Origin of the sequence: Vibrio sp. CDRSL-10 TSBA (assembly GCA_039696685.1) — a bacterium.
In the GTDB taxonomy this organism is placed as follows: Bacteria; Pseudomonadota; Gammaproteobacteria; order Enterobacterales; family Vibrionaceae; genus Vibrio.
On record CP155565.1, the window covers coordinates 1,442,797 to 1,468,212 of the forward strand.

16 protein-coding genes and 10 pseudogenes are annotated in these 25,416 nt (G+C 52.1%); 13 read left to right on the top strand and 13 right to left on the bottom strand.

Annotated features, from left to right (window positions below):
- Positions 1 to 9: 9 nt before the first annotated feature.
- Positions 10 to 810 carry a 2,5-didehydrogluconate reductase DkgB gene (dkgB, locus tag ABDK09_07085; protein ID XAW87872.1) on the top strand — a complete coding sequence of 267 codons (801 nt, stop codon included), beginning with the start codon at positions 10 to 12 and terminating at the stop codon, positions 808 to 810.
- A gap of 160 nt (positions 811 to 970) precedes the next feature.
- Here dkgB and ABDK09_07090 read toward each other — a convergent pair whose 3' ends face one another.
- The 6 genes and pseudogenes from ABDK09_07090 to ABDK09_07115 form a co-directional block, all read right to left on the bottom strand.
- Positions 971 to 1,636 carry an HAD-IB family hydrolase gene (locus ABDK09_07090; protein XAW87873.1) on the bottom strand — a complete coding sequence of 222 codons (666 nt, stop codon included), beginning with the start codon at positions 1,634 to 1,636 and terminating at the stop codon, positions 971 to 973.
- 1 nt (position 1,637) lies between these two features.
- Positions 1,638 to 2,679, bottom strand: a pseudogene (locus ABDK09_07095) (ABC transporter ATP-binding protein).
- A complete protein-coding gene (locus ABDK09_07100; protein XAW87874.1) occupies positions 2,679 to 3,458 on the bottom strand; it encodes an ABC transporter permease in 780 nt (259 codons plus the stop codon). Before ABDK09_07100 ends, ABDK09_07095 begins: the two are co-directional and overlap by 1 nt.
- Positions 3,445 to 4,335 (bottom strand): ABC transporter permease subunit, encoded by an 891-nt coding sequence (locus ABDK09_07105; protein ID XAW87875.1) that lies wholly within the window; start codon positions 4,333 to 4,335, stop codon positions 3,445 to 3,447. The genes ABDK09_07100 and ABDK09_07105 overlap by 14 nt, the downstream gene beginning before the upstream one ends.
- Complete coding sequence (locus ABDK09_07110) at positions 4,332 to 5,141, bottom strand: alkaline phosphatase family protein (GenBank protein XAW88483.1); 810 nt, start codon at positions 5,139 to 5,141, stop codon at positions 4,332 to 4,334. The genes ABDK09_07105 and ABDK09_07110 overlap by 4 nt, the downstream gene beginning before the upstream one ends.
- A gap of 9 nt (positions 5,142 to 5,150) precedes the next feature.
- Positions 5,151 to 6,221 carry an ABC transporter substrate-binding protein gene (locus ABDK09_07115; GenBank protein ID XAW87876.1) on the bottom strand — a complete coding sequence of 357 codons (1,071 nt, stop codon included), beginning with the start codon at positions 6,219 to 6,221 and terminating at the stop codon, positions 5,151 to 5,153.
- Between the two features lie 234 nt (positions 6,222 to 6,455).
- On the opposite strand from ABDK09_07115, the pseudogene ABDK09_07120 reads away from it, so the two are divergent.
- Positions 6,456 to 7,176 (top strand): annotated as a pseudogene (locus ABDK09_07120) (UTRA domain-containing protein).
- Positions 7,177 to 7,179: 3 nt separating this feature from the next.
- Here ABDK09_07120 and ABDK09_07125 read toward each other — a convergent pair.
- A complete protein-coding gene (locus ABDK09_07125; GenBank protein ID XAW87877.1) occupies positions 7,180 to 7,839 on the bottom strand; it encodes an HAD family phosphatase in 660 nt (219 codons plus the stop codon).
- Between the two features lie 266 nt (positions 7,840 to 8,105).
- Between ABDK09_07125 and ABDK09_07130 the strand changes: the two genes are divergently transcribed.
- Positions 8,106 to 9,845: a SulP family inorganic anion transporter gene (locus ABDK09_07130; protein XAW87878.1), complete on the top strand. Its 1,740-nt coding sequence runs from the start codon at positions 8,106 to 8,108 to the stop codon at positions 9,843 to 9,845.
- Positions 9,846 to 9,933: 88 nt separating this feature from the next.
- Here the strand turns inward: ABDK09_07130 and ABDK09_07135 are convergent.
- From ABDK09_07135 to ABDK09_07155, 5 genes and pseudogenes are all read right to left on the bottom strand, one after another.
- Positions 9,934 to 10,555, bottom strand: a pseudogene (locus ABDK09_07135) (glutathione S-transferase).
- 255 nt (positions 10,556 to 10,810) lie between these two features.
- The gene (locus ABDK09_07140; protein XAW87879.1) at positions 10,811 to 11,842 is read right to left on the bottom strand and encodes an NADP-dependent oxidoreductase; all 1,032 of its coding nucleotides are present in this window, start codon (positions 11,840 to 11,842) and stop codon (positions 10,811 to 10,813) included.
- 85 nt (positions 11,843 to 11,927) lie between these two features.
- Positions 11,928 to 12,525 (bottom strand): annotated as a pseudogene (locus ABDK09_07145) (TetR/AcrR family transcriptional regulator).
- 177 nt (positions 12,526 to 12,702) lie between these two features.
- Positions 12,703 to 14,400, bottom strand: a complete 1,698-nt coding sequence (locus ABDK09_07150) for a pseudouridine synthase (protein XAW87880.1) — start codon at positions 14,398 to 14,400, stop codon at positions 12,703 to 12,705.
- A gap of 118 nt (positions 14,401 to 14,518) precedes the next feature.
- The gene (locus tag ABDK09_07155; protein XAW87881.1) at positions 14,519 to 15,370 is read right to left on the bottom strand and encodes a DMT family transporter; all 852 of its coding nucleotides are present in this window, start codon (positions 15,368 to 15,370) and stop codon (positions 14,519 to 14,521) included.
- 134 nt (positions 15,371 to 15,504) lie between these two features.
- Between ABDK09_07155 and dmeF the strand changes: the two genes are divergently transcribed.
- Together dmeF and ABDK09_07165 are read left to right on the top strand one after the other, a co-directional pair.
- A complete protein-coding gene (dmeF, locus tag ABDK09_07160; GenBank protein ID XAW87882.1) occupies positions 15,505 to 16,461 on the top strand; it encodes a CDF family Co(II)/Ni(II) efflux transporter DmeF in 957 nt (318 codons plus the stop codon).
- A gap of 17 nt (positions 16,462 to 16,478) precedes the next feature.
- Positions 16,479 to 16,895, top strand: coding sequence for a MarR family transcriptional regulator (locus tag ABDK09_07165; GenBank protein ID XAW87883.1), 417 nt, complete (start codon positions 16,479 to 16,481; stop codon positions 16,893 to 16,895).
- 50 nt (positions 16,896 to 16,945) lie between these two features.
- Here the strand turns inward: ABDK09_07165 and ABDK09_07170 are convergent.
- Positions 16,946 to 17,531: pseudogene (locus ABDK09_07170) on the bottom strand (LysE family translocator).
- 108 nt (positions 17,532 to 17,639) lie between these two features.
- On the opposite strand from ABDK09_07170, the gene ABDK09_07175 reads away from it, so the two are divergent.
- The 8 genes and pseudogenes from ABDK09_07175 to tssG all read left to right on the top strand — a co-directional run bounded on the left by ABDK09_07175 (position 17,640) and on the right by tssG (position 25,415).
- On the top strand, positions 17,640 to 18,083 hold the full coding sequence (locus tag ABDK09_07175; GenBank protein ID XAW87884.1) for an Lrp/AsnC family transcriptional regulator: 444 nt from the start codon (positions 17,640 to 17,642) through the stop codon (positions 18,081 to 18,083).
- 387 nt (positions 18,084 to 18,470) lie between these two features.
- Positions 18,471 to 18,756 (top strand): annotated as a pseudogene (locus tag ABDK09_07180) (type VI secretion system PAAR protein).
- A complete protein-coding gene (locus tag ABDK09_07185) occupies positions 18,671 to 19,747 on the top strand; it encodes a sel1 repeat family protein (protein XAW87885.1) in 1,077 nt (358 codons plus the stop codon). The pseudogene ABDK09_07180 and the gene ABDK09_07185 overlap by 86 nt, the downstream one beginning before the upstream one ends.
- Before the next feature lie 441 nt (positions 19,748 to 20,188).
- Positions 20,189 to 20,699, top strand: a pseudogene (gene tssB, locus ABDK09_07190) (type VI secretion system contractile sheath small subunit).
- 46 nt (positions 20,700 to 20,745) lie between these two features.
- A pseudogene (gene tssC / locus ABDK09_07195) lies at positions 20,746 to 22,219 on the top strand (type VI secretion system contractile sheath large subunit).
- Positions 22,220 to 22,221: 2 nt separating this feature from the next.
- Positions 22,222 to 22,659 carry a type VI secretion system baseplate subunit TssE gene (tssE, locus tag ABDK09_07200; protein XAW87886.1) on the top strand — a complete coding sequence of 146 codons (438 nt, stop codon included), beginning with the start codon at positions 22,222 to 22,224 and terminating at the stop codon, positions 22,657 to 22,659.
- A gap of 4 nt (positions 22,660 to 22,663) precedes the next feature.
- Positions 22,664 to 24,434 (top strand): annotated as a pseudogene (tssF, locus tag ABDK09_07205) (type VI secretion system baseplate subunit TssF).
- Positions 24,398 to 25,415: pseudogene (gene tssG, locus ABDK09_07210) on the top strand (type VI secretion system baseplate subunit TssG). Before tssF ends, tssG begins: the two co-directional pseudogenes overlap by 37 nt.
- Position 25,416: the final 1 nt, after the last annotated feature.

A 25,416-nucleotide genomic window follows, 5' to 3' on the forward strand; every position in this document is an offset into this window, starting at 1 on the left:
GCGAACTCCATGCAAATTCCTCAGCTTGGCGCAGGTACATTCCGTCTGAAAGGCGATGAAGCGGTTCAGTCGGTTGCGATGGCACTTGAGGCGGGTTATCGCCACATTGATACCGCGCAGATTTACGGCAACGAACAAGAAGTTGGCCAGGCGGTAAGTGCGAGTGGTATCGCGCGTGAAGAGCTGTTCATCACCACTAAAGTGTGGATGGATAAACTCTCGGACGAGCAGTTTTTGCCGAGCGTGAAACAGAGCCTGCAGGACTTAAACACAGATTATGTTGATCTGTTGCTGATTCACTGGCCGCTGGCAGATGACAGCGTAGCGATGGGTGATTACCTGCGCAGCCTGAAACAGGCGCAGGATCAGGGTCTGACCCGTCACATCGGCGTGTCGAACTTTACTGTAGCACAGATGAAACAGGCGATTGAAATTCTGGGCGAGGGCGTTTTGTACACCAACCAGGTGGAAGTACACCCTTACCTGCAAAACAAGGCTGTGGTTGAGTTCTGCCGCGCGCACGACATCATTGTGACGGGTTATATGCCGTTTGCTTACGGCGATGTACTGAAAGATGACGTGATCGTTGAGATTGCGCAGCAGCATCAGGCAACACCGGCTCAGGTGGTTCTGGCCTGGATGGCGGCGAACGACTTTGTCACCATTCCGTCGTCAACCAAACGTGCCAATATCGATAGCAACCTGGGTTACGTCAATGTCTCGCTGAGTGAGCAGGATATGGCGCGCATTGCGACTCTGGATCGTAATCATCGCCTGGCTAACCCGGGCTTTGCTCCCCAGTGGGACTGATCCGGTCGCGTGACCGCGACCCTGAGTTGTTAAGATAACTACGCTGATTAAGATGCTGATTAAGACGAAAAGCCCCGGCCATTGTATTGATGGCCGGGGCTTTTGCTTGTCATAGCGGGCGCGCTATATCAGCAACAGTGATAACGAAAACAACCTCAGCTTAAGCCTGACCCCAGCTCAGTACCTGCCAGTGCGGCTGCCCGGCGTGTGCAGCCAGACGCTGGCACGGATTGACCAGATAAGCGAAATCGGCGTGCTGGCACAGCGGTAAATCGTTGATCGAATCGGTGAAAAAATGCACTTCACCAAGGTGTTGCGGGTGAGTAAGTAACCACTCCTCTAACCGCGCCACTTTTCCCTCACGATAACTCGGCACGCCGACAATCTCGCTGCTGTAATGACCGTTGCTGACTGCCATATCGATGCCAAGTGCATGGGCAATTCCGACCCGTTGCGCGACCGCCTCGACTATAAAACTGACCGAAGCTGAGATGATTAGCATGGTGGTGTGTGCGGCGTGTAAGTCGGCAATCAGGTCACGTGCTTCGTTAAACAGGCGCGGCATAATGCGGCTGTCGACACACTCATCCACCAGCGCGTGGACCTGTTCAACCGGCAGAGCGGCGAGCGGCTGCATCACGTAGTCGAGATAGTCTTCCATATCCATCTCACCGCGCGCGTAGAGTGACATCAGATAGCGGTCCTGATTAAGAAATTCCGGATCGGTGGCGATGCCTTTATCGACCAGAAACTCATTCCAGATCATCGCGCAGTCGCCGTCGATTAAGGTGTCGTCCATATCGAACACGTACAGGGGTTGAGACATATCAGGCACTCACAGGTTGTATTTCATTAAGATTAAAACGCAGCTCCAGCACACTGCCCGCTGGCAGTAAGCGCTCGGAAGAGCGGTTGAGCTGATCGACGGTCAGTTCGCAGTCATCCAGCGCGACCTGATAACGGATCACGTTACCCAGCAGTTGATGACTTTTGAGAAACGCCGCGCATCGGCGCTGACATATGCGCGCCGCCGCCATAGTGGTGACCCGATTCGTGACGACCAGCTTCGGCTACGTAGATCGACTCCGGGCGTACCGCCACTTTGCGCTCGCCGTCGAGGGCAAACAATCGCTTGGCCTGCGCGGCACTGAGCAGATTGTAATGGCCCATAAAGCCGGCGACAAACTCATTGGCCGGCTGGGTGTAAATTGTCTCCGGCGAGCCTTGCTGCACTATTTTACCCTGATGCATGAGAAAAATGCGATCCGACATGGTCATCGCTTCTTCCTGATCATGGGTGACAAAAATCGTGGTCAGGTTAAGCGCCTGCTGAATGTCGCGGATTTGCTGGCGCAGGTGTTTACGGATTTTGGCATCCAGCGCCGACAGCGGTTCATCTAGCAGCAAAATGCGCGGTTTGACCACCAGAGCGCGCGCCAGAGCGACGCGCTGACGCTGGCCGCCGGACAGTTGGTGCGGATAACAATTTTCCTTGCCCTGCAATGCGACCAGCTCAATCACCTCGGCGACGTTACGCTCAATCTGCTTTTTGTCGGCGCCTTGCATCTTAAGACCAAAGCCGATATTGCCGGCCACCGTCATATTCGGGAACAGGGCGTAAGACTGAAACACCATGCCGATACCGCGCTGCTGTGGCGCGCGATGGGTGATATCCTCACCGCCGACTAAAATCCGGCCGCTGTCGACCGGGTTGAGTCCGGCCAGGCTGCGCAGCAGAGTGGATTTTCCGCAACCGCTCGGACCGAGCAGGGTAATGAATTCGCCCTGGCGGATATCGAAATCGATCGCTTCGAACACGCTGTGATCGCCAAAGCGTTTGGTGAGTCGGGAGACAGAAACGTCACTCATTATTTTGCTCCAATCCGGCTTGCCAGCCAGGTACAGATAAAGATAAACAGGAAGTAAGTCATTACTAACGCTGAGGTGAAATGGCCGCTGGTCTGGCGCATGTTGTAGAGATAAATCTGCAAGGTTTCATAGCGGGTGCCGACCAGAATATTGGCAAACACAAACTCACCGAGCAGGAATGAAAACGACAAAAACAGTGACGCCATCAGCCCTTTGCGCACGTTGGGCAATACGATATGCCAGAACGCCTGCAACGTGCTCGCGCCGAGCAGATGCGCGGCGTCCATCAGATCGCGCAGATTGATGGCCGTGAAGCTGTTGGCAATCGCGCGATACATAAACGGCAGCGCGATGGTGAAATAGGTGCCGATCAAAATCCACGGCGTGCCGACAATCTGCACGCTGCTGTCGGCGTACAGTTGCAGCAGACCGACTGAAGAGACGACCGGCGGCACGGCAAACGGCAGCAGGATCAGCAGGTTCATCACGTTGTCGAGTTTAGGGAAATAGTAAAACACCACAAAAATCGCCGGCAGCACCAACAAAGTGCTCAGCGCCAGCGCCGCGACGCACACCAGCAGTGAGCGACCAAAAGCGGCGAGAAACCGGCTGTCGCTGAGTAACTGCAGGTACCAGTTAAAGGTAAAGCCATCGGGCAGAATGGTCGCCCCCCAGCGTGAAGAGAGTGAGTAAGCCAGCGTGGCAAGGATCGGCACCAGCATCAGGGCGACAATGCCGTACACCACGCTTTTGTGATAAACAGAATTAGCGTGTTGCATGATAGCTCCGGGCAATCAGCCATTGGTTAATCAGGGTAATCGCAGCCAGCAGCGCCATCAGCAGCACCGAAATGGCCGCCGCCAGATTCGGTTCGAGAAACAGATCGCCGGACACCAGGCTGGCGATACGGACGGTGATCAGGTTGTAGTTACCGGAGGTGAGGGCATACACACTGGCATACGCGCCCATGGCGTTGGCAATCAGAATGATCAGGGTGCCGAGCAGCGCCGGAGACAATACCGGCAGGGCAATGTGCGCCCAGTAGCGCCAGGTCCGCGCGCCAAGTAGCGCCGCCGCAGCCTGCCAATCATCGCTCAGGGCGTCAAAAGCCGGATAGAGCAGCAGCACCGCGAGCGGGATCTGAAAGTAAATGTAGATCGCCATCAGGCCCCACTGACCATACAGATTAAAGTCATCAATCAGGCCATATTGTTTGAGCAGCAGGGTCAGCGCGCCATTGGTGCCGAGGATGATGATGAAGGCAAAGGCGAGCGGCACACCGGCAAAGTTACTGCTCATATTGGTAAACGCAATCACTGCATCGCGCAAACGTCCCGGTACCCGGCGCAGCGAACTGACCAGTACAGCGGCGATGGCAAGCCCGGCCAGGCTCGACCACAGCGCCAGCCATAAGCTGTTGCTAAAGCCCTGCAGGATAAAACCGGATTCGAATATTTCCCGGTAGTTGCCGAGCGACCACTGATCGTCGACCTGAAAGCTGTTGACGGTCACCCACAGCATCGGGGCCAGCTGGAACAGATAGAAAAACAGTGCAAACGGCGACAGCCAGGCGAGTGGCACAAAGCGTTGCCAGGCGCGGGGTTGGCTGCGTTTGGCAGCGTTAGTGGTTGTTTGGCTCAGAGTGGAACTGCTCATAGCGCTAATACCTCAGGCGCGTAAGGCTTGTCGTGGTTAAGACGCAGCAGCTCGCACACGGTGCCGCAGATGTCAGTCTGATGCAGCGCAACCTGTGACTGATGGGAGAAACGCTCGCCAATCACAAACAGGGGTACCGCGCGTTCTTCTTCCAGCGTGCCGCCGTGCGTGCAATCGTCGTTCATGCCGTGGTCACTGGTGACCATTACCTGGTAACCGTCGGCCAGCCAGGCCGGCACAAAATGCGACAGCAGTACATCGGCATGACGGGCGCTGTTGCGGTATTGGGGCGAGTTGAGTCCGTAGCGGTGGCCGCAGTCATCAATGTTCATCGGATGAATCAGCAGAAAGTCCGGATGATGCGTCCGGCGCAGCGTTTCGCCATCAAGAAACAGGGCTTCATCCGGGTAGTGATCCCAGTGATAAAAGCAGCCGTGCTGAATGTTGAGTTCTGCATCGTGGGTAAAGCGATCGCGCACCGCATCATAAGGCGCGCGGTTGTACAGTTCGCTGACCCAGTGATAAGCCGCGGCAGCCGTGGTTTTGCCCTGCTGCGTGGCGAGGCTGAACACAGATTCAAACTGAGAGCGGCGCACTGTCTGGTTACTGACAATGCCGCTTTCAACCGGCGTGACGCCGGTCAGCAGGCACTCGTACAGCGGACGGGACAGAGAAGGCAGTTCGCACTGCAGGGAGTAGAGTGTTGCTCTTTGCTGCTCAATCAAACCGTGCAGGTAGCCCATGCACTGACGGGCTACCTGAAGATTGAGTCCATCGAGAACAACAAGGATAACCTTATTGCTCATCATGACCTCTTACTGCTGGTGGATAAGAACATTTTCCTGCCATTGACGCGGCAGTTTACGTGCGGATTTTTCCCATGCGCTGAAATCGGTGACCGGATGCACGTTCTGATAAGCGGAGTTAGGCAGCAGCTTGTCCTGAACCGATTGCGGCAGGCTGATGTTGGTGCGAATCGGACGGGCGTAGCCTTCGGCCAGATTGATTTGGCCCTGGTCGCTGAAGATGTATTCGCGTGCCAGTTTCGCGGCGTTTGGATTGGCTGCGTATTTGTTGATGATGGTGGTGTAACCGGAAATAACGGAACCGTCCTGCGGAATGGTGACGGTAAAGCGGCTGCGGTCAATCTGGTCACGATAGTTGAGGGCGTTGAAATCCCACATGATGGCCACTTCCACTTCGCCTTTTTCCAGGTTAGCCAGACTCGGGTCGGTAAACGACAGGCGGCCTTGTTTGGCAAGCTTGGAGAAGAAGTCCAGGGCAGGCTGGAGGTTGCTTTCATTACCGCCATTGGCAAACGCAGCGGCCAGCACGGCGTTATTGGCCTGCGCCGCAACACCCACGTCACCGACGGTGACTTTGTACTTGCCGCTTAGCAGTTCGCTCCACGATTTTGGCGCATTCTCAACCAGGTTATTGTTACTGATAAACGCGATGGTGCCGGTATAGGCCAGAGCCCAGTGGCCGTCTTTATCTTTGGCCCAGTTCGGAATGTCACTCCAGGTGGTCGGTTTGTACGCCTGAGTCACACCTTTTTGCACCGCAACACGGGCAAACGCGAAGCCGACATCACCGATATCCGCCGTGGCGTTATTTTTCTCAGCGGCAAACTTGGCGATTTCCTGCGCCGAGCTCATGTCGGTATCCTGATGCTTGAGGCCGTAGTGCTGATTCAGATCCTGCCAGGTGCCTTTCCAATTGGCCCAGCTGTCCGGCATACCCACACTGTACACCGCGCCTTCTTGCTTGGCGGCGTCGATTAACGACTGGATGTTGCCCTGCTCAGCGAAAGCAGGCATGGCAAGTGTGGTGGCTAGTAAAGTGGCGCCGGTGAACATGGCCGAGCGGTTCAGTAACGTTTTCATTGTCTCTATCCTTGTTGGACTAGGTCAGTAAGTACGTTTTTTATCCTAGGCAGCGAATATGACGATTTGGCGCCAGTCAGATGACGCTTTTACGGCGCTTTTATGGCAGTTATGTTGCGATAAAGCTCTAATGTGCGGTAATTGTGCAGTGAATGTGCAGCAATAGCCTGTCATAAATCTGTTATCTGCGCTGACTATGCTGGGCGGAGGAATAAGGACTTGGACTAGATCAGGATGAAGCTACAAGCGACCACGCAATTGGGCTCGATAAAATCGACGCTGCGTGATCAGATTTGCTCGGGAGTGATGAACCAGCGTCAGAAGCTGCCGTCAGAGCGTGAGTTGAGTGAGCTGTTTGAAACCACCCGCATCACGATTAAAGATGCGCTGGTATCACTGGAAACAGAAGGGCTGATTTACCGTGAAGAGCGGCGCGGCTGGTTTGTGTCACCGGAGCGGGTACGGTACAACCCGTTGTCACGCTGCCATTTTCATCAGATGATTGCAGAGCAGAACCGTATCGCTGAAACTAAGGTGGTGCAGGTACGCAGTGTGCTGGCAACTCAGGACTATGCGCGCGCGATGCAGATCACCCGGATGACTCCGGTACATATCATTGAACGGCTGCGCTTTATTGACGGACGCGCTGTGTTATTTGTCGAGAAACTGCCTGATCGCTGCTTTGTTCGCGGATATTTTGCGTGAGGATCTGGCTGGTTCACTGACCGGGCTGTACGCTCGCAAATATGGTTACCGCACCCAGCGCTCGCGCTTTGATGTGGTGCCGACCGCCGCGCCTGTGCACGTTGCCAAGGCGCTCAATCTGGCCGCCGGTCAGCCGGTGCTGAAGATCTGCCGGGTGAATTACAATCAGCATGGTCAGATCATGGATTGTGAGTTTGAATACTGGCGGCCGGATTCGGTGGTCATCACCATCGACAGTTGCAGCGACTGAGGCTTAGCCGCGGCGCTGTTTCAGTTCATCCAGCACATCGTCAAGGGACGGCCGGACATGGTGTCCGAGTGCCAGCACCTCTTCACTGGGTTCGACCAGATCGGGGATCTGGTAGGTGATCATCCTGGCTGCGACCGCCGATTTAACCCCGTTATTGGAATCTTCAAAGGCCAGACAGCGCTCTGGTGCAACTTGCAGGCGATCCGCCGCCAGCAGGTATATTTCCGGATCCGGTTTGCCGTTGTTCACTTCACAACCGGTCGAGTACGAATCGAAATAGTGGTCAATCCCGGCCAGTTGCAGCTTAATCTGTGCCACTTCCCGTTGGGTTGAGGTGGCGACGGCGGTCGGAATCTTATTGGCTTTCAGCCATTCGAGCAGTTCAATCACACCTTGTTTGACCGGGATCGGCTGGTGTTTGACCACTGCGTTGTATCGCTGGCGCCACGCTTCATGCAGGGCCGGATAATCGAGGTCCGGTCCGTAGCCGGCGCGTAATGCCTGCTCAATTCCGGCCGCATTCCGGCCAATAACAGTCAGGTACAGATCGCGCAGAAAGGGTACGCCTACAGCGTGACAGGCTTGTTCAAAAATCTCTATACAGACCCGCTCGGTATCGAGCAGCAGTCCGTCCATATCAAAAATAGCGGCTTTAAAGTGCATAACGGCCATCAGGGTAAAAACAGAATGCGATCATTGTCACACAAGCTCGTCGGCGAAATCGACCATTTTCTCGTCTTTTATCGGCTGGTTGGCGATTATCTGTTGAGTTACGCGCCAGAAATACTTTTGATCATTGTTATACAAATCAGCAAATTAGATGCGTGATTATCCAATCTTGGTTTATGCTTAATGATATAAGTGTCGCATGGGCGACCCATAACAAAGAGGTAACCAAGCCTTGAGAAACAGCGTGGTTGCGGCAGACGATGCCGGGTTTTTATCAGTTAAAACAGTATGAACGTGCCTGGTTAAAGGATGATGTGCGTGCCGCTCTGTCGGTTGTTGCTGTCGCCTTGCCGGTAGCGATCGCTTATGCCCAGCTGACCGGGGTATCGGCGATTGTAGGGCTCTATTCCTGCGTGGTGCCTATGCTGGTGTATGCTTTGTTTGGCACTTCGCGCCAGTTGATTGTCGGGCCGGATGCCGCCACCTGTGCGGTGATTGCCGCTGTGGTGACTCCGCTGGCAGGCGGCGATGCGACCAAGCACTGGCAACTGGTGATGACCATGACCGCCATGACTGGTATCTGGTGCATCGTGGCGAGTAAATTCCGGCTCGGCATTCTGGCGGACTTCCTGTCGCGGCCGATTTTGCTCGGCCTGATTAACGGTGTCGCCCTGACGATTATTGTCGGTCAGCTGAGTAAAGTGGCCGGGGTCAATTACCAGGCGCGCTATCTGCTGGAGCGGTTACTGGAAGCGCCGCAACGGGCGCTCGATGTACATTGGCAGACCGTGCTGGTCAGCGTGTTAACGGTAGTGGTCTATTTTGTTTCGAAACGGCTGCGTCCGGCCTGGCCGGCAGCAATGCTGGCGATCATCGCGGCCGGGGGGCTGGTGTGGGTGACCCAGCTTGATGCCAGCGGCGTCAGCGTGGTCGGCGCGATTGAAGGTGGCTTACCAGTATTTCAGGCTCCGGCGTTTGATATCGGGATCAGCCGTGAACTGGTGGTGCCGGCGCTCAACCTGGCAATGGTCAGCTTCGTCAGCATGATGCTGACGGCGCGCAGTTTCGCTGCCAAAAACGGCTACGATATTGATGCCGATAAAGAATTCCGCGCACTGGGTATTGCCAATATTGCATGTGCTTTTTCGCAGGGCTTTGCCATCAGCGGCGCGGATTCGCGCACTGCAGTCAACGATGCCAACGGCGGTAAATCGCAGCTGGTGTCGGTGATCGCGGCAGTGCTGATCGGCATCATTGCGCTGTTTGTCTACCGGCCGCTGCAATATATTCCTACTGCGGCACTGGGTGTGGTGCTGATCATTGCCTCGACTTCGCTGCTCGATCTGAAAGGATTATGGAAATTACGCAAACGTGATAAAGATGCGTTTTATCTTGCCACTGTGACTTTTATTGCTGTGCTGGTGGTTGGCGTGATCCCGGGGATAACTCTGGCGGTGCTGCTCGGTCTGTTCCAGTTTTTGCGTGTGGTGATGCGCCCGAGTGACCAGCGTCTTGGCCTGGATAAAGACGGTACCATCCGCACCATTGACGGCAGCGGTAAGGCGACCGCGATCCCGGGACTGGTGCTGTATCGTTTTAATTCACCGCTGACCTATTTTAACGCCCCCTATTTTAAACGCCGGATACTGGAAGTGGTGGAAGGCAATGACAGTGAAGTGAACTGCGTGATCATTGATGCGGTGGCCAGTTTCACTCACCTGGATTTGAGCGTGATGGCGATGATCAGTGATGTGCAGACCATGCTGAAAAAACGTGGTATCCGGCTGATTCTGGCCGGACGCAAGCGCAGCATGCGCCAATGGTGTGAACTGAGCGGCGTACCGGTCGGGGACGGTGGTTTGGTACTGCGCGCCGATATGTATCTGGCCATCAAACTGAGCGGCTGTTATATCCAGGCAGTCGAAGAAGGCCAGATCCCGGAAGTGCAAAAAGAAGCGCCGGTCGACGCGCCGCCTAAGGCGGTGCCGGAAGTGGCGTGATACGCCGTGGCAAGAAAACGCTGCTGCGTGATATACAACAAAGCCTGCCGTGTGGCAGGCTTTTTAACGTCTGGTCTGAAGGCAGAAATCAGGCGCTCAGCTCGGCTTCAGTCTGATTGGCTTTCTGGTAACCCGGCAGGGTCGACAGATGACCTAGATAAGCTTTTATGTTCGGGAAATGCTCCAGCATGCCGCTGATGTATACCGCTTCCGCGATAAATGACATCATGATATCAGCACCGGTCAGTTTGCCCGCCACCAGATACTGTTTGCCTGCCAGTTGGGCGTCCACATAGCCCAGAAACTTTGGCCGCTTCGCCATTGGCGTATTGTTCCAGAAATTGGGTTTGTGCACTCTCCATACCGATGAACAGTTTGAGCAGTAGGGGCAGCATGCCCGAGCTTTCGGCAAAGTGCAGCCACTGCAGATAATCGATGTATTCGTCACTGTCTTTAGCCGGAGCCAGTTGCTGCGGTGCATAACGTTCGATCAGATACTCGGTGATGGCACCCGACTCTGCAATCACCCGTCCGTCGATTTCAATCACCGGTGATTTACCCAGCGGATGAATGTTTTTCAGTTCCGGCGGGGCGAGGAAAGTCGCTTTGTCACGCAGATAAGGGACGACGCGGTACTCGACGCCGAGTTCTTCCAGTAGCCAGATAATACGCTTGGAGCGTGACTGATTGAGGTGGTGCAGGGTTATCATGATATGTCCTTGTTTCTGTGAATGTATGTGCTGATGTGCTTGGCATTCGCTGCGTTGTACGCAGCGAATGACGGTTTGGACTTATCCCCTTCCTACTTGAAGCTGCAGCGGTGTTGGCTGCATTCGTTCACCCCAATCACATAGTGTCTCTATGCTAATGGGGATTCACTCATTTGCCGCCTACCTGCAACTCCAAGTTGTTTGGGTATATAAGGGGTTGGATTTTTAACGGTTTAGGCTGATAACGGTTGGTGCTTATAACGGCGAGTTAACTTCAATCACCAGCTTACCAAAGTTTTTTCCTTCCAGCAGGCCGATGAACGCCTGCGGCGCGTTGTCCAGACCAGCGACGACTTGCTCACGATAGTGCATTTTGCCTTCTGCCAGCCACTGTGTCATATCGGCGGCAAACTCGTTATAGCGATGGGCATAATCATCAAAGATAATAAAGCCTTGCATCTTGATGCGTTTCACCAGTAGTTGCACCATCAGGCTCGACATGCGATCCGGGCCTTCTGGCAGGGCGGTAGCGTTGTACATCGACACCATTCCGCACAGTGGTACTCGGGCAGCGGTGTTGAGCAATGGCAGGACCGCATCGAACACTTTTCCACCCACGTTTTCAAAGTAGACATCAATACCTTGCGGTACTGCAGCAGCCAGCTGCTCGGCAAAATCGTCGGCTTTGTGGTCGATACAGGCATCAAAACCCAGTACTTCCACCGCATGACGACATTTATCTGCGCCGCCGGCGACACCCACCACACGGCAACCTTTTAGTTTACCAATCTGGCCCACGGTTGCACCGACCGGGCCGGTGGCCGCTGCGACCACAATGGTTTCGCCGGCTTTTGGCTGGCCGATGTCGAGCAGGCCCATGTACGCGGTAAAGCCTGGCATACCCATGATGCCCAGCGCGTAAGACGGGTTGGCTGGTTGCTTACCCAGTTTGAGCAGGCCTTCACCGTTAGAAATCGCGTATTTCTGCCAGCCGGTATAAGCCAGTACCCATTCACCCACCTCGAAATCGGCGTGGTTGGACACTTCGACCTGACACACGGTACCACCGACCATCACCTCATCTACTGCAACCGGATCGGCGTAGGATTTGGCGTCGCTCATGCGGCCACGCATATAAGGGTCAAGAGACAGGTAAATGGTGCGCAGCAGCACTTCACCTTCGCCCGGCATATCGACCGGCAGGCTTTCAGTACGGAAATTGTCGGCCGTTGGCGCGCCGACCGGGCGTGAAGCGAGTACGATGCGTTGGTTTGTTGCTTGAGTCATCTCTGGTTTCCTTTTTCAATTAGACCAGTCGTCTAGTGTGGGTTGCAAAAAAACCGCCATCGAGATAGCGGGTCGAATTGATATATCAGTCAGGCGTATTGCCTTGCAGGATCTGCTCTGTGCTGCGCAGTGCCTGCTGCAGGCTGACATCATCCTGGCGAATTTTGTTGAGTAAGCTGGCACCAATCCACAAATTGTACAGCAGCTCGGCAGTGCTCAGGCTGTCTTTAACCTGTACTTCACCACGCGCGATGCCCTGCTCAATGCAGCGCGCCAGCCGATCGATCAGTTGGCGTGTCCCTTTGAGCAGTGCCCGGCGCATCGGCTCGGAGAGGTCGGACACTTCACCGGCCAGTTTTACCACCAGACAACGAGATGCGTTGCAACGCTGGCTGTTGTATTCGGTCCAGTAGTGCCAGTAACGCATTAATTGCTCATAGCGTGATTCCTCGTTGTCGATAAACAAGGTATCAAGCCGGGACTGATAATGGTCAAAATAGGCAACGAGCAGGGCTTCACCAAACTGCTCTTTGGATTTGAAGTAGTGATAAAACGAGCCTTTAGGCACATCTGCACTGCGCAGCAATTCTGACAGCCCGACCCCGGTAAAGCCTTTATTGACTACCAGTTTCGTAACCGACATCGAGAATATGCTGACGGGTATCTTGGGTTTTTGTGTTCATGACAGGCAGTGTAAATGGAATTAGACCGGTCGTCTAGTTTGCCTTTAGGAACTGAGTGTTCCTGTTCAGGTCACTCGATGATCAACAGAAAGGAGTGATCAATAGTAAAAAACAAGATCGCACGTGGCGATCTTGTTTCTCAGCGGATTTTGAAGCCTGTTTCGTTGGTCGCGGAGCTTAAAAATCGGCGTCAATCTGAAATGTCATCCGCTGTTTGGTGTAGGGATGGTCGAAACTCAGGGTTTCGGCGTGCAGATGCAGGCGATCGGCCTTTTCGCCGTACAGGTCGTCACCGGCTATCGGGGTATTGAAACCCTCGGCGTGGGCACAGTGCACTCTGAGCTGATGGGTGCGGCCGGTTTTCGGATACAGATAGACCCGGGTCTGGCCTTGCTCGGTGCCGATGGTCTGCCAGAAGGTTTCTGCCGGTTTGCCGTGTTGTTCACACACCATCTGGCGCGGACGGTCATCCAGGTCAGGCCGCAGCGGCAGGTGAATGTAGCCTTCTCCGTGGGCAATTTCCCCGCTCAGCAGCGCGACATAACGCTTTTCAACCTCACGGGTAATGAACTGCTTTTGCAGGCTTTTATTGGCGCGGCGGGTGAGGGCAAACACCAGCAGGCCGGAGGTCGACATGTCCAGCCGGTGCAGGACAAACGGGCCTTCCACATCAGGAAAACGTTGCTCAAGCCGGGTCAGGACCGAATCTTTGACGTTCACCCCGGGCACCGATAAAAACTCAGCCGGTTTGTTGACCACCACGATCGCCTCATCCTGATAAATAATGTCGATCTCTTTACCTTGTGCCGGATTGTCGAGCAGCGGATTGGGATCGAGTTCCATGCCCGCCAGCATATGGCCGAGGATCGGATGACACTTGTTCTGGCACGCCGGATAGAATTTCTTGTGCTGACGGATTTCCGATTTCGGTGAGCTGCCCCACCAGAATTCAGCCAGTGCGAGTGGTTGCAACTGATGCGAGAAAGCATATTGCAGCAATTTGGGCGCAGCACATTCACCTGAACCCGCTGGCGGGATTGGGTTACTGCCGGCCGCAAAAATGGCATTCAATGACTGTTCGTCACCCGCGCGGTTGAGAAAGCGATACTGACCAAACAGCTTACCCTGCAAAGCGGCGGAGAGCTGTTTGCGCTCTTCTTTGAGTTGCTCCAGTTGCTGATTGAGGCTCTCGGACTGGCGGCGCAGTTCGCTGAGCTGAATGTCCCACTGCTGCTTGAGCTGCTTTAACTGATTTTTTTCCGCCACACTCTGCCTGCCCAGTTGATCAAGCAAGGTTTGCAAGGCGGCCGGATCCAACGACTGTTCCCCTGCAGCGCGCTGCGTTTTACGCTCTGCGCGGGTGATGATCATCTGCTGGCGAAAGGTTTCGATCGCCTGCTCAGCATCCTGCTGGCACTGTTGGATGGCGGCGTCTAATGTTGCGCGACGCGGATCCTGCCTGAGCGCTTTGACTTGCTGATTCATCACGTTGATTTGGTCGGCTTCAGCGCGGAAAAAGTCCGGATCGGCAAAGCGGTCAAAGACCGGCGGGACGAAAGCAGGCCAGTGACTCTGTTCGGCCAGTTGTCCGGAAAAGGCGCTCAGATAGCCCAGCTCTCCATCGTGCGTTCTGACCACCAATACGCCAAACATTTTACCGCTCGCACCAAGCTGCGGCTCACCTTCAAGACCAAACGGATGTGACCAGTCCTGCTGCGTCATAATATGCTGCTGCAGCTCTTCGGCGGCAATGACGCTGAGCGGATGCGGTTCATAGCAGAAGGGATAAGTAAACCGCTCTGGCAGGGCAAGGGCGGAAATATCGCGCTGGAACGGAGTAAAGCAGGCAGCGGTCTTGGGCGCAGTAGATGACATAATGAGGTTCATGCTGGTGATCGACGCTGCGAATTGTACTTGGCTGCGAGGGAAAATCCAGCCCGGATTGCTGCCGTGCTCCTGCGTCTGACCTGCTCAGATGTGCAGGGATAAACTGTCAGCCATTAGCACGCTGGCGGGCGATAAACACCAGGCCAATTCCGCCCAGGATCAGCAAACTGATCAGGCTCAGGCGTAAGGTCAGCATCTCTTCCAAAAGCAGACTGCCGGCAATTAAAGCGATTGCCGGGACCGATAATTGCGCCACGGAAGCCTGCAAAATGGTCAGGCGGCGTACTACCTGATACCACAAAATATAACCGGCGGCGGACGCGATACAGCCGGAGGCCAGCGCCAGCACAACGCCTTGTGTGGTCAGGTCATCCGGATGGATCAGCCACGGTGCGAGCAGCACACACAGCAGGCTGGCACACCAGAATCCCTGCGCGATCGCGCTGGTCGGGTTGTCACTTTGCCGGCCAAGCAGGGTAAATCCTGCCCAGCAGAGTCCGGATATAATCATGAGCACTGCCGACCAAGGATCGGGTTGCTGTGCGCTGGGCAGCATCAGATAAATAAAGCCGGCGACGGAAATCGCCAGGCCCAGCCATTCGAGACGGTTGACGGTGTTTCCCTGCCAGCAGTGCGCGATGAGTAAGGCCAATTGTACGGTGCCAAACAGCAGCAAGGCGCCGGTACCAGCCGACAGATGCAGGTAAGCAACCGAGAAGCTGAGTGCGTAGCCGAACAGAGCCAGCCCGGCTTTGAGGGCAAAACGCCATTGATAGACCCGCTGCGTCTTGGGTACCACTAAAGCATGCAGCGCAATCAGAGTCAGGCCGCCGGAGATCAGTCGCAATGCGGTAAATGATCCGGCATCAATCGCACCCTCCTGCAGGGCCAGGCGGCATAAGATGGAATTGGCAGCAAATGCCAGCATAGTGATGGCGGTAACAAGGCTCGCTGGCACGGACAGATTCCTTATGTCGTTGGATTATTAAGTGTTTAACATTTAATGCGAAAATGCATAACGAGACCAATTTATTTTACTTTGATTATCAAACAAACTATGATTTAGAAAATTTGATAATCAAAGTATTTATTATGCAATCACCGAACTGCCCTCAGGTACACACTTTCTCTTACTCCAACCGGCAAGGGGAGAAGAACACGATTTATGTGCTGCTGCTCACTCTGGTGACCATGGTGGTCGAAATCGTCGCCGGGACTGTCTATGGCTCGATGGCGCTGCTGGCTGATGGCTGGCACATGGGGACTCATGCCGCTGCTTTCTGTATTACGCTGTTTACGTTACGTTATGCGCGTAAACATCAGGATTCACGTCAGTTTACCTTTGGTACCGGTAAAGTGGGCGTGCTGGGCGGCTATACCAGTGCGATTGGTTTGGGGCTGGTGGCGATTATCATGCTTGGCGAGTCGATTCATCGCTTGTTTGATCCGCTTTCGATTCAGTTTAATGAAGCGATTCTGGTGGCGGTGGTTGGTTTGGTGGTGAACGTCGCCAGTATGTTTTTGTTGCATGATCATCATGGCCACCATCATGCTCACGACCACGACCACGACCACGACCACGACCACGACCACGACCACGACCACGACCATGCTCATTCTCATGAGCATCAGCATGATCACAACCTGACCGCAGCTTATATGCATGTCCTGGCGGATGCGCTGACCTCACTGCTGGCGATTGCAGCCTTGATTGTCGGTAAGTACCTCGGCTGGGTATGGCTTGACCCGATTATGGGCATGGTCGGCGCATTGGTGATCACCAAATGGGCGCTGGGGCTGATGAAACAGACGGCACCGATTCTGCTCGATGCGCACATTGGTGAGGATTATGAGCAGCGGATTTTGGATCGCCTCGATGATGATGAAGTGAAGGTTGTCGATATGCACATGTGGAAAGTGAGCGCCAACCACTATGCCGCCACGATTCGCCTGACAACAGACAGCGATAAAGATGCTGACTACTTTAGACAGCAACTGAAAGACTTTGATAAACTGCACCACCTCACCTTAGAGGTTAATGCCAAGTAAAGAGACAAGGCCCTGATATGCCACACCTGACTGAACTGAATAATCTGATCACCGAGTTTTACGACAAAATGTCCTCCTGGGAGATGTCGGTGGTGAAAGAGACCGGCTATTCTCTGGCGCAGATCCACACTCTGGAAGTGCTGGGCAGCCATGGTGCCATGCGTATGAAAGAGCTGGCTAACCGTCTGGGGATCACCACCGGTACTCTGACGGTGCAGGTAGAAAAGCTGGTTCAGGCCGGGTTAATTGAGCGTCGTGCGATTGAAGGGGACCGACGCTCAGTGTTGGTTGACCTGACTGAACAGGGGCAGGGCGTGTTCCGTCAGCATAATGCGTTGCACTTAACGCTGACCCAGGATCTGACCCGTCATTTTACTCAAGAGCAGCAGCAGCAACTGGCCAGCATGTTGGCCAGTATGAACCGCGAATTTTGAGGATTTGGATGTGTTGTCCTACCAACCAGCCATCACCTTCGGCTATCTGATTACAACATCGGAAGGGTCGATGCCAGCAGTAACCCTCCCATTGCACCATTAAACCAGCCCACATATTTCGGATGTGTCATCCAGCTGCTGAGCTGTTTACCGGCCGCTGTCCACACACTGACGCTTGGAATATTGACCAGAGCAAACACCAGAGAGATCAACAGCAGTTGCAGCCAGCTGGCACTCTCGTTGTAAACACTCACTGCGGTCAGTGCCATTGACCAGCCTTTCGGATTGACCCATTGAAATAATACCGCCGAGATAAACGACATCGGACGGTACTCCTGCACACTGCTCACAGGGCGACTGCGAGCAATCTTAATTGCCAGATAGACCAGATAGGCCAGACACACCACATTAAGAATCTGTTGCAGCAGCGGATACGCCTGAAACAGACCGGTTAATCCGACCCCAACCAGCAGTACCATCACGCTAAATCCGACCGTGATTCCTAACATGTGCGGAAACGGTGCGCAGAAAGCCGACGTTGGCTCCGGAGGTCATCAACATAATGTTGTTCGGACCCGGGGTAAAAGTTGAAACAAATGCAAATGCCACTAAAGGGCCCCATTGACTGTAATCCATTGTGCTACTTCTCAGCGATTGAACATGGGATAAATAGTAATGGCGAATGAGCGCAATTTTGTGCTTATATTTGTGTTGAATGATAAATGTAAGCAACAAAGGTGTGTTATGGATAGGTTTGATGACAGAATATTGCGTGAGCTTCAGAGGGACGGCAGAATCTCCAACGTTGAGCTCTCCGAGCGGGTCGGTTTGTCACCCTCAGCGACGCTGAGACGGGTGCAGGAGCTGGAGCGCAAGAAAATCATTAAAGGGTATCGCGCGGTGCTGGATAAAACCCAGCTTGAAGTCGGTTTTGTCGCTTATGTCTCGATTGGCTTGAACAGCCATACCAAACAATCACAGTTCAGTTTTGAAGAACATGTCAGCGATGCCAGAGAAGTGGTGGAATGTCATAACATTACCGGCATGAACGAATATTTACTGCGGGTCGAAACTAAAGACCTGAGTGCTTATAAACGTTTTCATGCAGATGTATTAGGAGAGTGTTTACAAGTGCAATCGATTACAACTATGGTAGTCATGGATTCTCCCAAAGATGAGCGAGAGTAAAGATAAATTTTCTATCAGAGAATATTAAAATAAGGATTAATTTAATTAGGATATAATAATAAATAGATTATTTTAGTTAACGTTAAATCTATTAAAATAATAGCAATTGGTTTTAGTGACATCGAGTCATTAAAATTAATAATTAAATGACCATTTTGTTATTAGTTGTTGTTTTTAGAGTGATTACTTTAAATTTTTTCTTTTCTCTGACATTTAATTCGACCTGAGCAAGTTATCGTATAGGTCAGAACATATTGTTGCCTGGATCAGGTAAGAATTTGCCTTGTTTAATAGTAAATTCTGCTACTGCCTATATCAGGTTCGGGTATATAAATTGCTTTTAGGCTTCTCAGCTATTATTTATCTATCAATCAGAGAAGGCTTAATATGGGAAAAGGTATAGTTGTCGGTGCTCAGGGTACCGATCACGAAGGATTTCCGCCTACCCCCGTTATTGCGGGGTCGGGTTCGGTCAAAATTGACGGCAAACCTGCGGCAAGGATGGGGGACCCATTAGAAATGCACAGTAAACCTATGCATCCACCACATCCCCGAAACCATTGCGGCAGGTTCAGCAACCGTCATGATTGACGGTAAACCAGCAGCCCGAGCAGGGGATGCGATTGATTGTGGCGGCGTATTACAAGGTGGCAGCAGTGTTAACATCGGCTAAAAAATTACTTCTTTCCATTGTCTTTGGGCTGTCTGTATTGAGTGCCGGAGCCAGTGCAGACAGTTACGATGTCGAGACGCTCTCCGCTCAGCAGGCGCTGGAAAGCGGACGTTTATTAAGGGCGCAGTTTAAGAACATTGAAGCGCGTAATTACCTCAAGCATGCGGCCGATAAGGGCAATGCCGACGCTGCGTATCTGTATGCGATGGAGCTGTCGAACTACAATACCACGATACGTACCCCACCGAGAGCGAGAGATTACTTATTGCAGTCTGCTAATGGCGGTAACCGCCATGCAATGCACCATCTCTATACTCATGGCGATTGGTTGACAGAGCATGAGCAGACATATTGGCAACAGCAATATCATGATGCTTTGGTGACTTTGGGGCAAAAGGATGCGCCGCAAGCCTTGTATGAACTGGCTCAGTATTATCAACCGATTGACCCGACTCTGTCAGAACAGTACCTAGAGATGGCCGTCGATTTTAAGCAGCCACAGGCCTTGATGGAAAAGGCAAGACGTTATCAGAATGGTGACGGTTATTTTGTCTTACCGGGTGCTCGTGATACGCAAGTGAGAAAAATGTATCTCGAAGCTGCGCAAACCGGTTATATCCCGGCAATGCGAGCTTATATTAGTCTACTTGAAGATAAGGGCCGCTATAAGGAGGCACTGCAATGGCGTGAAAAAGCGCTGCATGCCGGTGATCTGACTTCTCTGGCTGCGCTCGGTTTTGTGTATGCTGGCCAAAGCGAAAACTATCAGTTTGTGCAAACGGACCTGGCGAAAGCCCGGGCTTATATGGATACTTATATTGAGACAGCGGGTACCAACCGTCTGAAAAATCTCTATCTTTCTGTTGAAGAGAGTAATAAAAACATTACTCAGCGCATGAATGTGACCCAGAAAAAACGTGCTGAAAATATCGAATATAAACTTAATGATAATGTGGTTTATTATAACCATGATATTTTTTGGGACATTTAATTATCCTTTATATTAGGAATTAGTTATGAGAGTTTGGCTTTAATGTATTTCTGGACCAAGGTCAAATTTTAGCGTTTTTCTTTACAACAAATACATTCAAAATGAATAGAATGTTCCAAAAAAATTAGTATTACAACATCGTCAGATTTTCAAATCCCTATTAAGGGAATTATAAGTAAGCTAGTGCGTGCTGATTCGCTATTAGGACAGAGTTAATTTTTCATAAACATAATTAAAAGATTGCTATGAATTGTTTTGAATATCTACAAGTTGCGACTGAAACTATAGATATTTAGGACAACGATTAGTTACGTATCAGTCTGTAGTATCTAGTTTATTATAAATAACAACATTTTTATTATTGTTAATTGTGCAGAGTCCGCAAGGCATCTGCATGGTTAATTTATCACAACGATTGGCATAGGTATTTGGAGACGTTATATGTCTAAAGAAGGAAGTGTCGCTCCTAAAGAGCGCATTAATATCAAATATATTCCTGCAACTGGGGATCCTCAGGGAGAAGTTGAGTTACCGCTGAAGACCTTGGTCGTCGGTGACTTCAAAGGTCACGCTGAAGAGACGCCTGTCGAAGAGCGCTCGACCGTTTCAGTCGACAAAAACAACTTCGAAGCCGTAATGCGTGAAAGTGACCTTAAGTTGAGCACAACAGTGCAAAACAAACTGGGTGAAGACGAAAGTGCAGAACTGCCTGTCGAGCTGAGCTTTAAGTCTCTGGCGGACTTTTCACCAGATGCTGTCGCATCTCAGGTTCCTGAATTGAAAAAGTTAATCGAGCTACGTGAAGCGTTAGTGGCGTTGAAAGGCCCACTGGGCAACATTCCAGCGTTTCCGCGATCGTTTGCAAGAGCTGCTGAACTCAGAAGAGTCGCGCGAGAAATTGCTGGCGGAACTTAACCTGGTCAGCGACGCAGAAGAGCAGACTCAGGCATAACTTGACTTGATACTTTTGTCATTAATTCGGAATTAGGAACTAACAGATGTCTACTACTGAATCAGTATTGGAAAGATCGCAGCTGGCTGAAGGCAGCCTGCTGGATGAAATCATGGCTCAAACCCGTATCGCGCCGAGCGAAGAAGGGTACGATGTAGCGAAGAAAGGCGTGGCTGCCTTTATCGAAAACCTGATTGGTAGTGACCATTCAGAAATGGTCAACAAATCTCTGGTTGATCAAATGCTGGTTGAACTGGATAAAAAAATCAGTGCCCAGATGGACGAAATTCTGCATGACGAGCAGTATCAGCAGATGGAATCGGCCTGGCGTGGTCTGAAACTCTTTGTCGACCGTACTGATTTCCGCGAAAACAACAAAGTCGAGCTGCTTCATGTCACTAAAGAAGAGCTGCTGGAAGACTTTGAGTTTGCTCCTGAAACAAGCCAGTCTGGCCTGTATAAACACGTTTACTCATCAGGTTATGGCCAGTTTGGTGGTGAACCAACCGGTGCCATCATCGGTAACTTTGCATTCACACCTTCAACACCAGACATGAAGCTGCTGCAGTACATGGGCTCTTTGGGCGCTATGGCTCATGCACCGTTTATTTCCAGTGTAGGACCTCAGTTCTTTGGCATTGATTCATTTGAAGAGCTGCCAAACGTCAAAGACGTGAAGTCTATCTTTGAAAGTCCGAAGTACACCAAGTGGCGTGCTCTGCGTGATTCAGAAGATGCTCGTTATATCGGTCTGACGGCGCCACGTTTCCTGCTGCGTGTTCCTTACGATCCAACCGAAAATCCAGTTAAATCATTTAACTACTCAGAGAATGTTAGCCAGTCGCACGAACATTACCTGTGGGGTAACACCGCGTTTGCTTTTGCAACCCGCCTGACTGACAGCTTTGCTAAGTACCGTTGGTGTCCGAACATCATCGGCCCGCAAAGCGGCGGTGCTGTTGAAGATCTTCCTGTGCACGTCTTTGAGTCTATGGGTGCACTGCAGAGCAAGATCCCGACCGAAGTGCTGATCACTGATCGCAAAGAATTCGAACTGGCTGAAGAGGGCTTTATTGCTCTGACGATGCGTAAAGGCAGCGACAACGCGGCGTTTCTTCTCCGCAAACTCGATTCAGAAGCCAAAAGTCTTCCCGAATACCAAAGAAGGCAAACAAGCTGAGACCAACTACAAGCTGGGTACTCAGTTGCCTTATATGATGATCATCAACCGTCTGGCTCATTACGTGAAAGTCCTGCAACGTGAGCAAATTGGTTCATGGAAAGAGCGTCAGGATCTTGAGCGTGAACTGAACGCGTGGATCAAACAGTTCGTAGCTGATCAGGAAAATCCACCAGCAGACGTTCGCAGCCGCCGTCCTCTGCGCGCAGCGAAGATTGAGGTCATGGATGTCGAGGGTAACCCGGGTTGGTACCAGGTGTCTCTGGCGGTACGTCCGCACTTCAAGTACATGGGTGCAAACTTTGAGTTGTCATTGGTAGGCCGTCTGGATCAAGCTTAATCATGACATATATAGCACCTGAAGAGAGTGTTTTTGGGGTTGGCTTCTTCGAGCGTTTAGAAGCCAACGCTAAACCTGTGTCTCTGACCCAAGGTCCGGACGCATGGGATGTACTCGACTCCGTTAAACGTAACGTATCCAACATTCTTAACACCCGAATTGGTGGTGCGCAAAGCGCACCTCATTTGGGCTTGGTCGATTTCAATGACGCCACGTTGGAAACCATGGACTTATCGTTACGTATCAAGCTGGCGATCCAGCAATGCCTGGAGCGTTATGAACCGCGTTTAAAGAATGTGTTGGTTCGTTCAGATAACGATCACCACAATCCGCTTACGTTGCGTTTTCATATTGCTGCCAGCATCAACAGCGATGCATTACACAAGAAAGTTCAGTTCAGTCTGTCACTGGATCAAAATAGAAAGTATCGAGTGTATTAATTGTATGACCCAAGATAAGTATTTCAGGGAAGAACTTGCTTTTCTTAAAGAGCAGGGACAAGCGTTTACCGAAATTCATCCCCAGCTATCCCGATTTCTGCAGGCGAAAACGACCGATCCGGACGTTGAACGTTTGTTGGAGGGGTTTGCGTTTCTGACCGCGCGTCTGCGTGAGAAAGTGGAAGATGAATTCCCTGAACTTACTCACTCGATCATTAACATGCTGTGGCCGAACTATCTGCGTCCGGTCCCCAGCATGAGTATTGTCACTTTCACTCCGGATAAGAGTGTCAGTGAAAAGCAGACCGTCTCGCGCGGGACCCAGCTCGACAGTAAACCGGTATTTGGCACTAAGTGTCATTTTCGTACCTGCCGTGATATCGAGCTCTATCCGCTGCAATGTCTGGATGCGCATGCGCAACATACCCGCGAAGCAACCACTATTAAGCTGGATATGAAAATGAACGGCGACATCGCCTTTGGTGACGCCGGGATTGAGGATCTGCGCTTTTATCTGGGGGGCGATAAATACAGTTCACAAATGCTCTATTTGTGGCTCAACCACTATTTGCAAAAAATCAGCGTTGAAGTCAACGGGACCGAATTTATTCTTCCGGCCAGTGCGTTTTCCACGGTAGGCTTTGGCAGCGACGAATCGCTGCTGCCTTATCCGAGCAATGTTTATGAAGGTTATCGCATTCTGCAGGAATACCTCTCTTTTCCTGAAGCCTTCCACTTTTTCGACATTAAAGCGCTCGGCCGCACTGTGCCAAAATCGGTGCAGGGTGACTTCACTCTGAATATTCATTTCTCGAAAACTTTGCCGGCAGATGTGCGGGTGCGTAAGGATAATTTCCAGCTTTACTGTACGCCGGTCATCAATCTGTTTGAGCACGATGCCGATCCTATCGATCTCAATGGCCGTAAAGCCGAGTACCGCATCGTGCCATCGAGCCGTTATCCGGCGCACTACGAAGTGTTCAGCGTGGACAGTGTGACCGGTTGGCAGGACAGCAGCCAGAAACGGCCAGCGTATGCGCGGTGAAAAGCGGCATTACTCAGCGTTTGAAACCTTTCAGCATGAAGTTGAGCGAGCACGTGATAGGCAGGCTCTGTATTACCGCACCCGTGTCAAAGAAAGTATCCGTGGTGATGGTTTTGATTCGTTTATGTCGTTTGTGCGCGGTGATGAAACCTTGTCCGTCGACGTGGACGAAGCGGTCTCCCTCAAACTGACCTGTACCAATCGCCTATTACCGCTTGAACTGGGGATTGGTGACATCTGTGAGCCGACGGATACCTCACCACCTTATGCGGACTTCCACAATATTACCATCCCGTCGCAGTCACTGCGTCCGGTGCTGGACGGCAGCCTGCTGTGGACCCTGATTTCTAACCTGTCACTCAATTACCTGTCTCTGCTTTCCAAAGATGCGTTAAGCAGCGTGTTACGTGCTTATGATTTCCGCGCTCTGGTGGATCGCCAGGCTGAGCGCGTGGCGCGTCTGCGTCTCGATGGGATCAGCAAAATCGAGTCGAAACCGGTCGATAAAATTTTGCGTGGTTTACCGGTGCGCGGCCTGCAATCGACACTGTACATCGATCAAGCGGGTTTCGGCTCTGAAGGCGATCTTTACTTGTTCGGTACAGTTCTCAGCCATTTCTTCGCACTTTACGCCAGTATCAACTCGTTTCATGAGTTGGTTGTGGTCAATTTAACCAATCAAGAGAAGTACACATGGGGAACACAGACAGGAATGCAGCCGTTGATATAACGGCCGATAGTCCGGTTGTGCCTCAGCCGCATTTACCCGGAGATGTACGCTCTTACAATTTTTACCAGTTGGTGGAGTTGCTGCAAAAACTTCATCAACTGAATCCGGAGTCGGAAGAGTGGGAACGCCAGTGTCAGCTGGTATTCAGTGCGAATCCGAGTCTCGGTTTTTCACCCAGCGATGTGAATGCGTTGCAGGAAAGGCCGGATGACAGACTGGTGATGCTGACTAATTTTTTTGGTCTGTCCGGTGCGCAGTCACCATTGCCCGGTTTCATTATCGAACAGCTGGTGAATGAAGAACCCGGCGGTATTAAGCAGCCGTTTATGGACTTCTTTAATAACCGTCTGATTAACCTGGTTTATCGCATCTGGCGCAAATACCGTTATTACGTGCGTTTTCAACCGGATGCACAGGATACCTTCTCGGCACAGCTGTTTGCTTTGGTCGGATTGGGCGACCCGGATTTGCGCGGCGAAACACCGATTAACTGGTGCAAGATGCTGGCCTATGCCGGCACGCTGGCTGGCCGCAGCCGTTTCCCCGCAGGTGGTGGCGGGTATTATCGCTCACTGTTTTGATCTTGAGGATGTGCAGATTCGGCAGTGGGTCCGTCGCAAAGTCAGCATTGACCCGTCTCAGCAATTATCACTGGGGCGCCAGAATGGCGAACTCGGGATGAACACCATGCTGGGTGAGTCGGTCATGGACTGTAACGGCAAATTCGCGATTTGTATCGGCAAATTGTCACGTGAGCGTTTTGCGGATTTTCTGCCGTCAGGCAAAGAATATCAGCCGCTGTGCAAACTGGTCGAATTCATTTTGCGTGAGCAGATGGCCTATGACCTTGAGTTGTCGATGGACGCTGATGAAGCGCCGCCGCTTAGTCTGCGGGCAGACAGCGGTGTGGCATTAGGCTGGACTTCATTCCTCGGTAAGCATACCGAGGACAAATACGTTTTGATTCAAGTGAGACAATAAC

What these genes read in the sequence shown, in the direction of transcription:
- dkgB (XAW87872.1), top strand. Translation starts at nt 10, where the DNA reads ATGCAAATTCCTCAGCTTGGCGCAGGTACATTCCGTCTGAAAGGCGAT.
- ABDK09_07090 (XAW87873.1), bottom strand. Translation starts at nt 1,636, where the DNA reads ATGTCTCAACCCCTGTACGTGTTCGATATGGACGACACCTTAATCGAC.
- ABDK09_07100 (XAW87874.1), bottom strand. Translation starts at nt 3,458, where the DNA reads ATGCAACACGCTAATTCTGTTTATCACAAAAGCGTGGTGTACGGCATT.
- ABDK09_07105 (XAW87875.1), bottom strand. Translation starts at nt 4,335, where the DNA reads ATGAGCAGTTCCACTCTGAGCCAAACAACCACTAACGCTGCCAAACGC.
- ABDK09_07110 (XAW88483.1), bottom strand. Translation starts at nt 5,141, where the DNA reads ATGAGCAATAAGGTTATCCTTGTTGTTCTCGATGGACTCAATCTTCAG.
- ABDK09_07115 (XAW87876.1), bottom strand. Translation starts at nt 6,221, where the DNA reads ATGAAAACGTTACTGAACCGCTCGGCCATGTTCACCGGCGCCACTTTA.
- ABDK09_07125 (XAW87877.1), bottom strand. Translation starts at nt 7,839, where the DNA reads ATGCACTTTAAAGCCGCTATTTTTGATATGGACGGACTGCTGCTCGAT.
- ABDK09_07130 (XAW87878.1), top strand. Translation starts at nt 8,106, where the DNA reads ATGCCGGGTTTTTATCAGTTAAAACAGTATGAACGTGCCTGGTTAAAG.
- ABDK09_07140 (XAW87879.1), bottom strand. Translation starts at nt 11,842, where the DNA reads ATGACTCAAGCAACAAACCAACGCATCGTACTCGCTTCACGCCCGGTC.
- ABDK09_07150 (XAW87880.1), bottom strand. Translation starts at nt 14,400, where the DNA reads ATGTCATCTACTGCGCCCAAGACCGCTGCCTGCTTTACTCCGTTCCAG.
- dmeF (XAW87882.1), top strand. Translation starts at nt 15,505, where the DNA reads ATGCAATCACCGAACTGCCCTCAGGTACACACTTTCTCTTACTCCAAC.
- ABDK09_07165 (XAW87883.1), top strand. Translation starts at nt 16,479, where the DNA reads ATGCCACACCTGACTGAACTGAATAATCTGATCACCGAGTTTTACGAC.
- ABDK09_07175 (XAW87884.1), top strand. Translation starts at nt 17,640, where the DNA reads ATGGATAGGTTTGATGACAGAATATTGCGTGAGCTTCAGAGGGACGGC.
- tssE (XAW87886.1), top strand. Translation starts at nt 22,222, where the DNA reads ATGACATATATAGCACCTGAAGAGAGTGTTTTTGGGGTTGGCTTCTTC.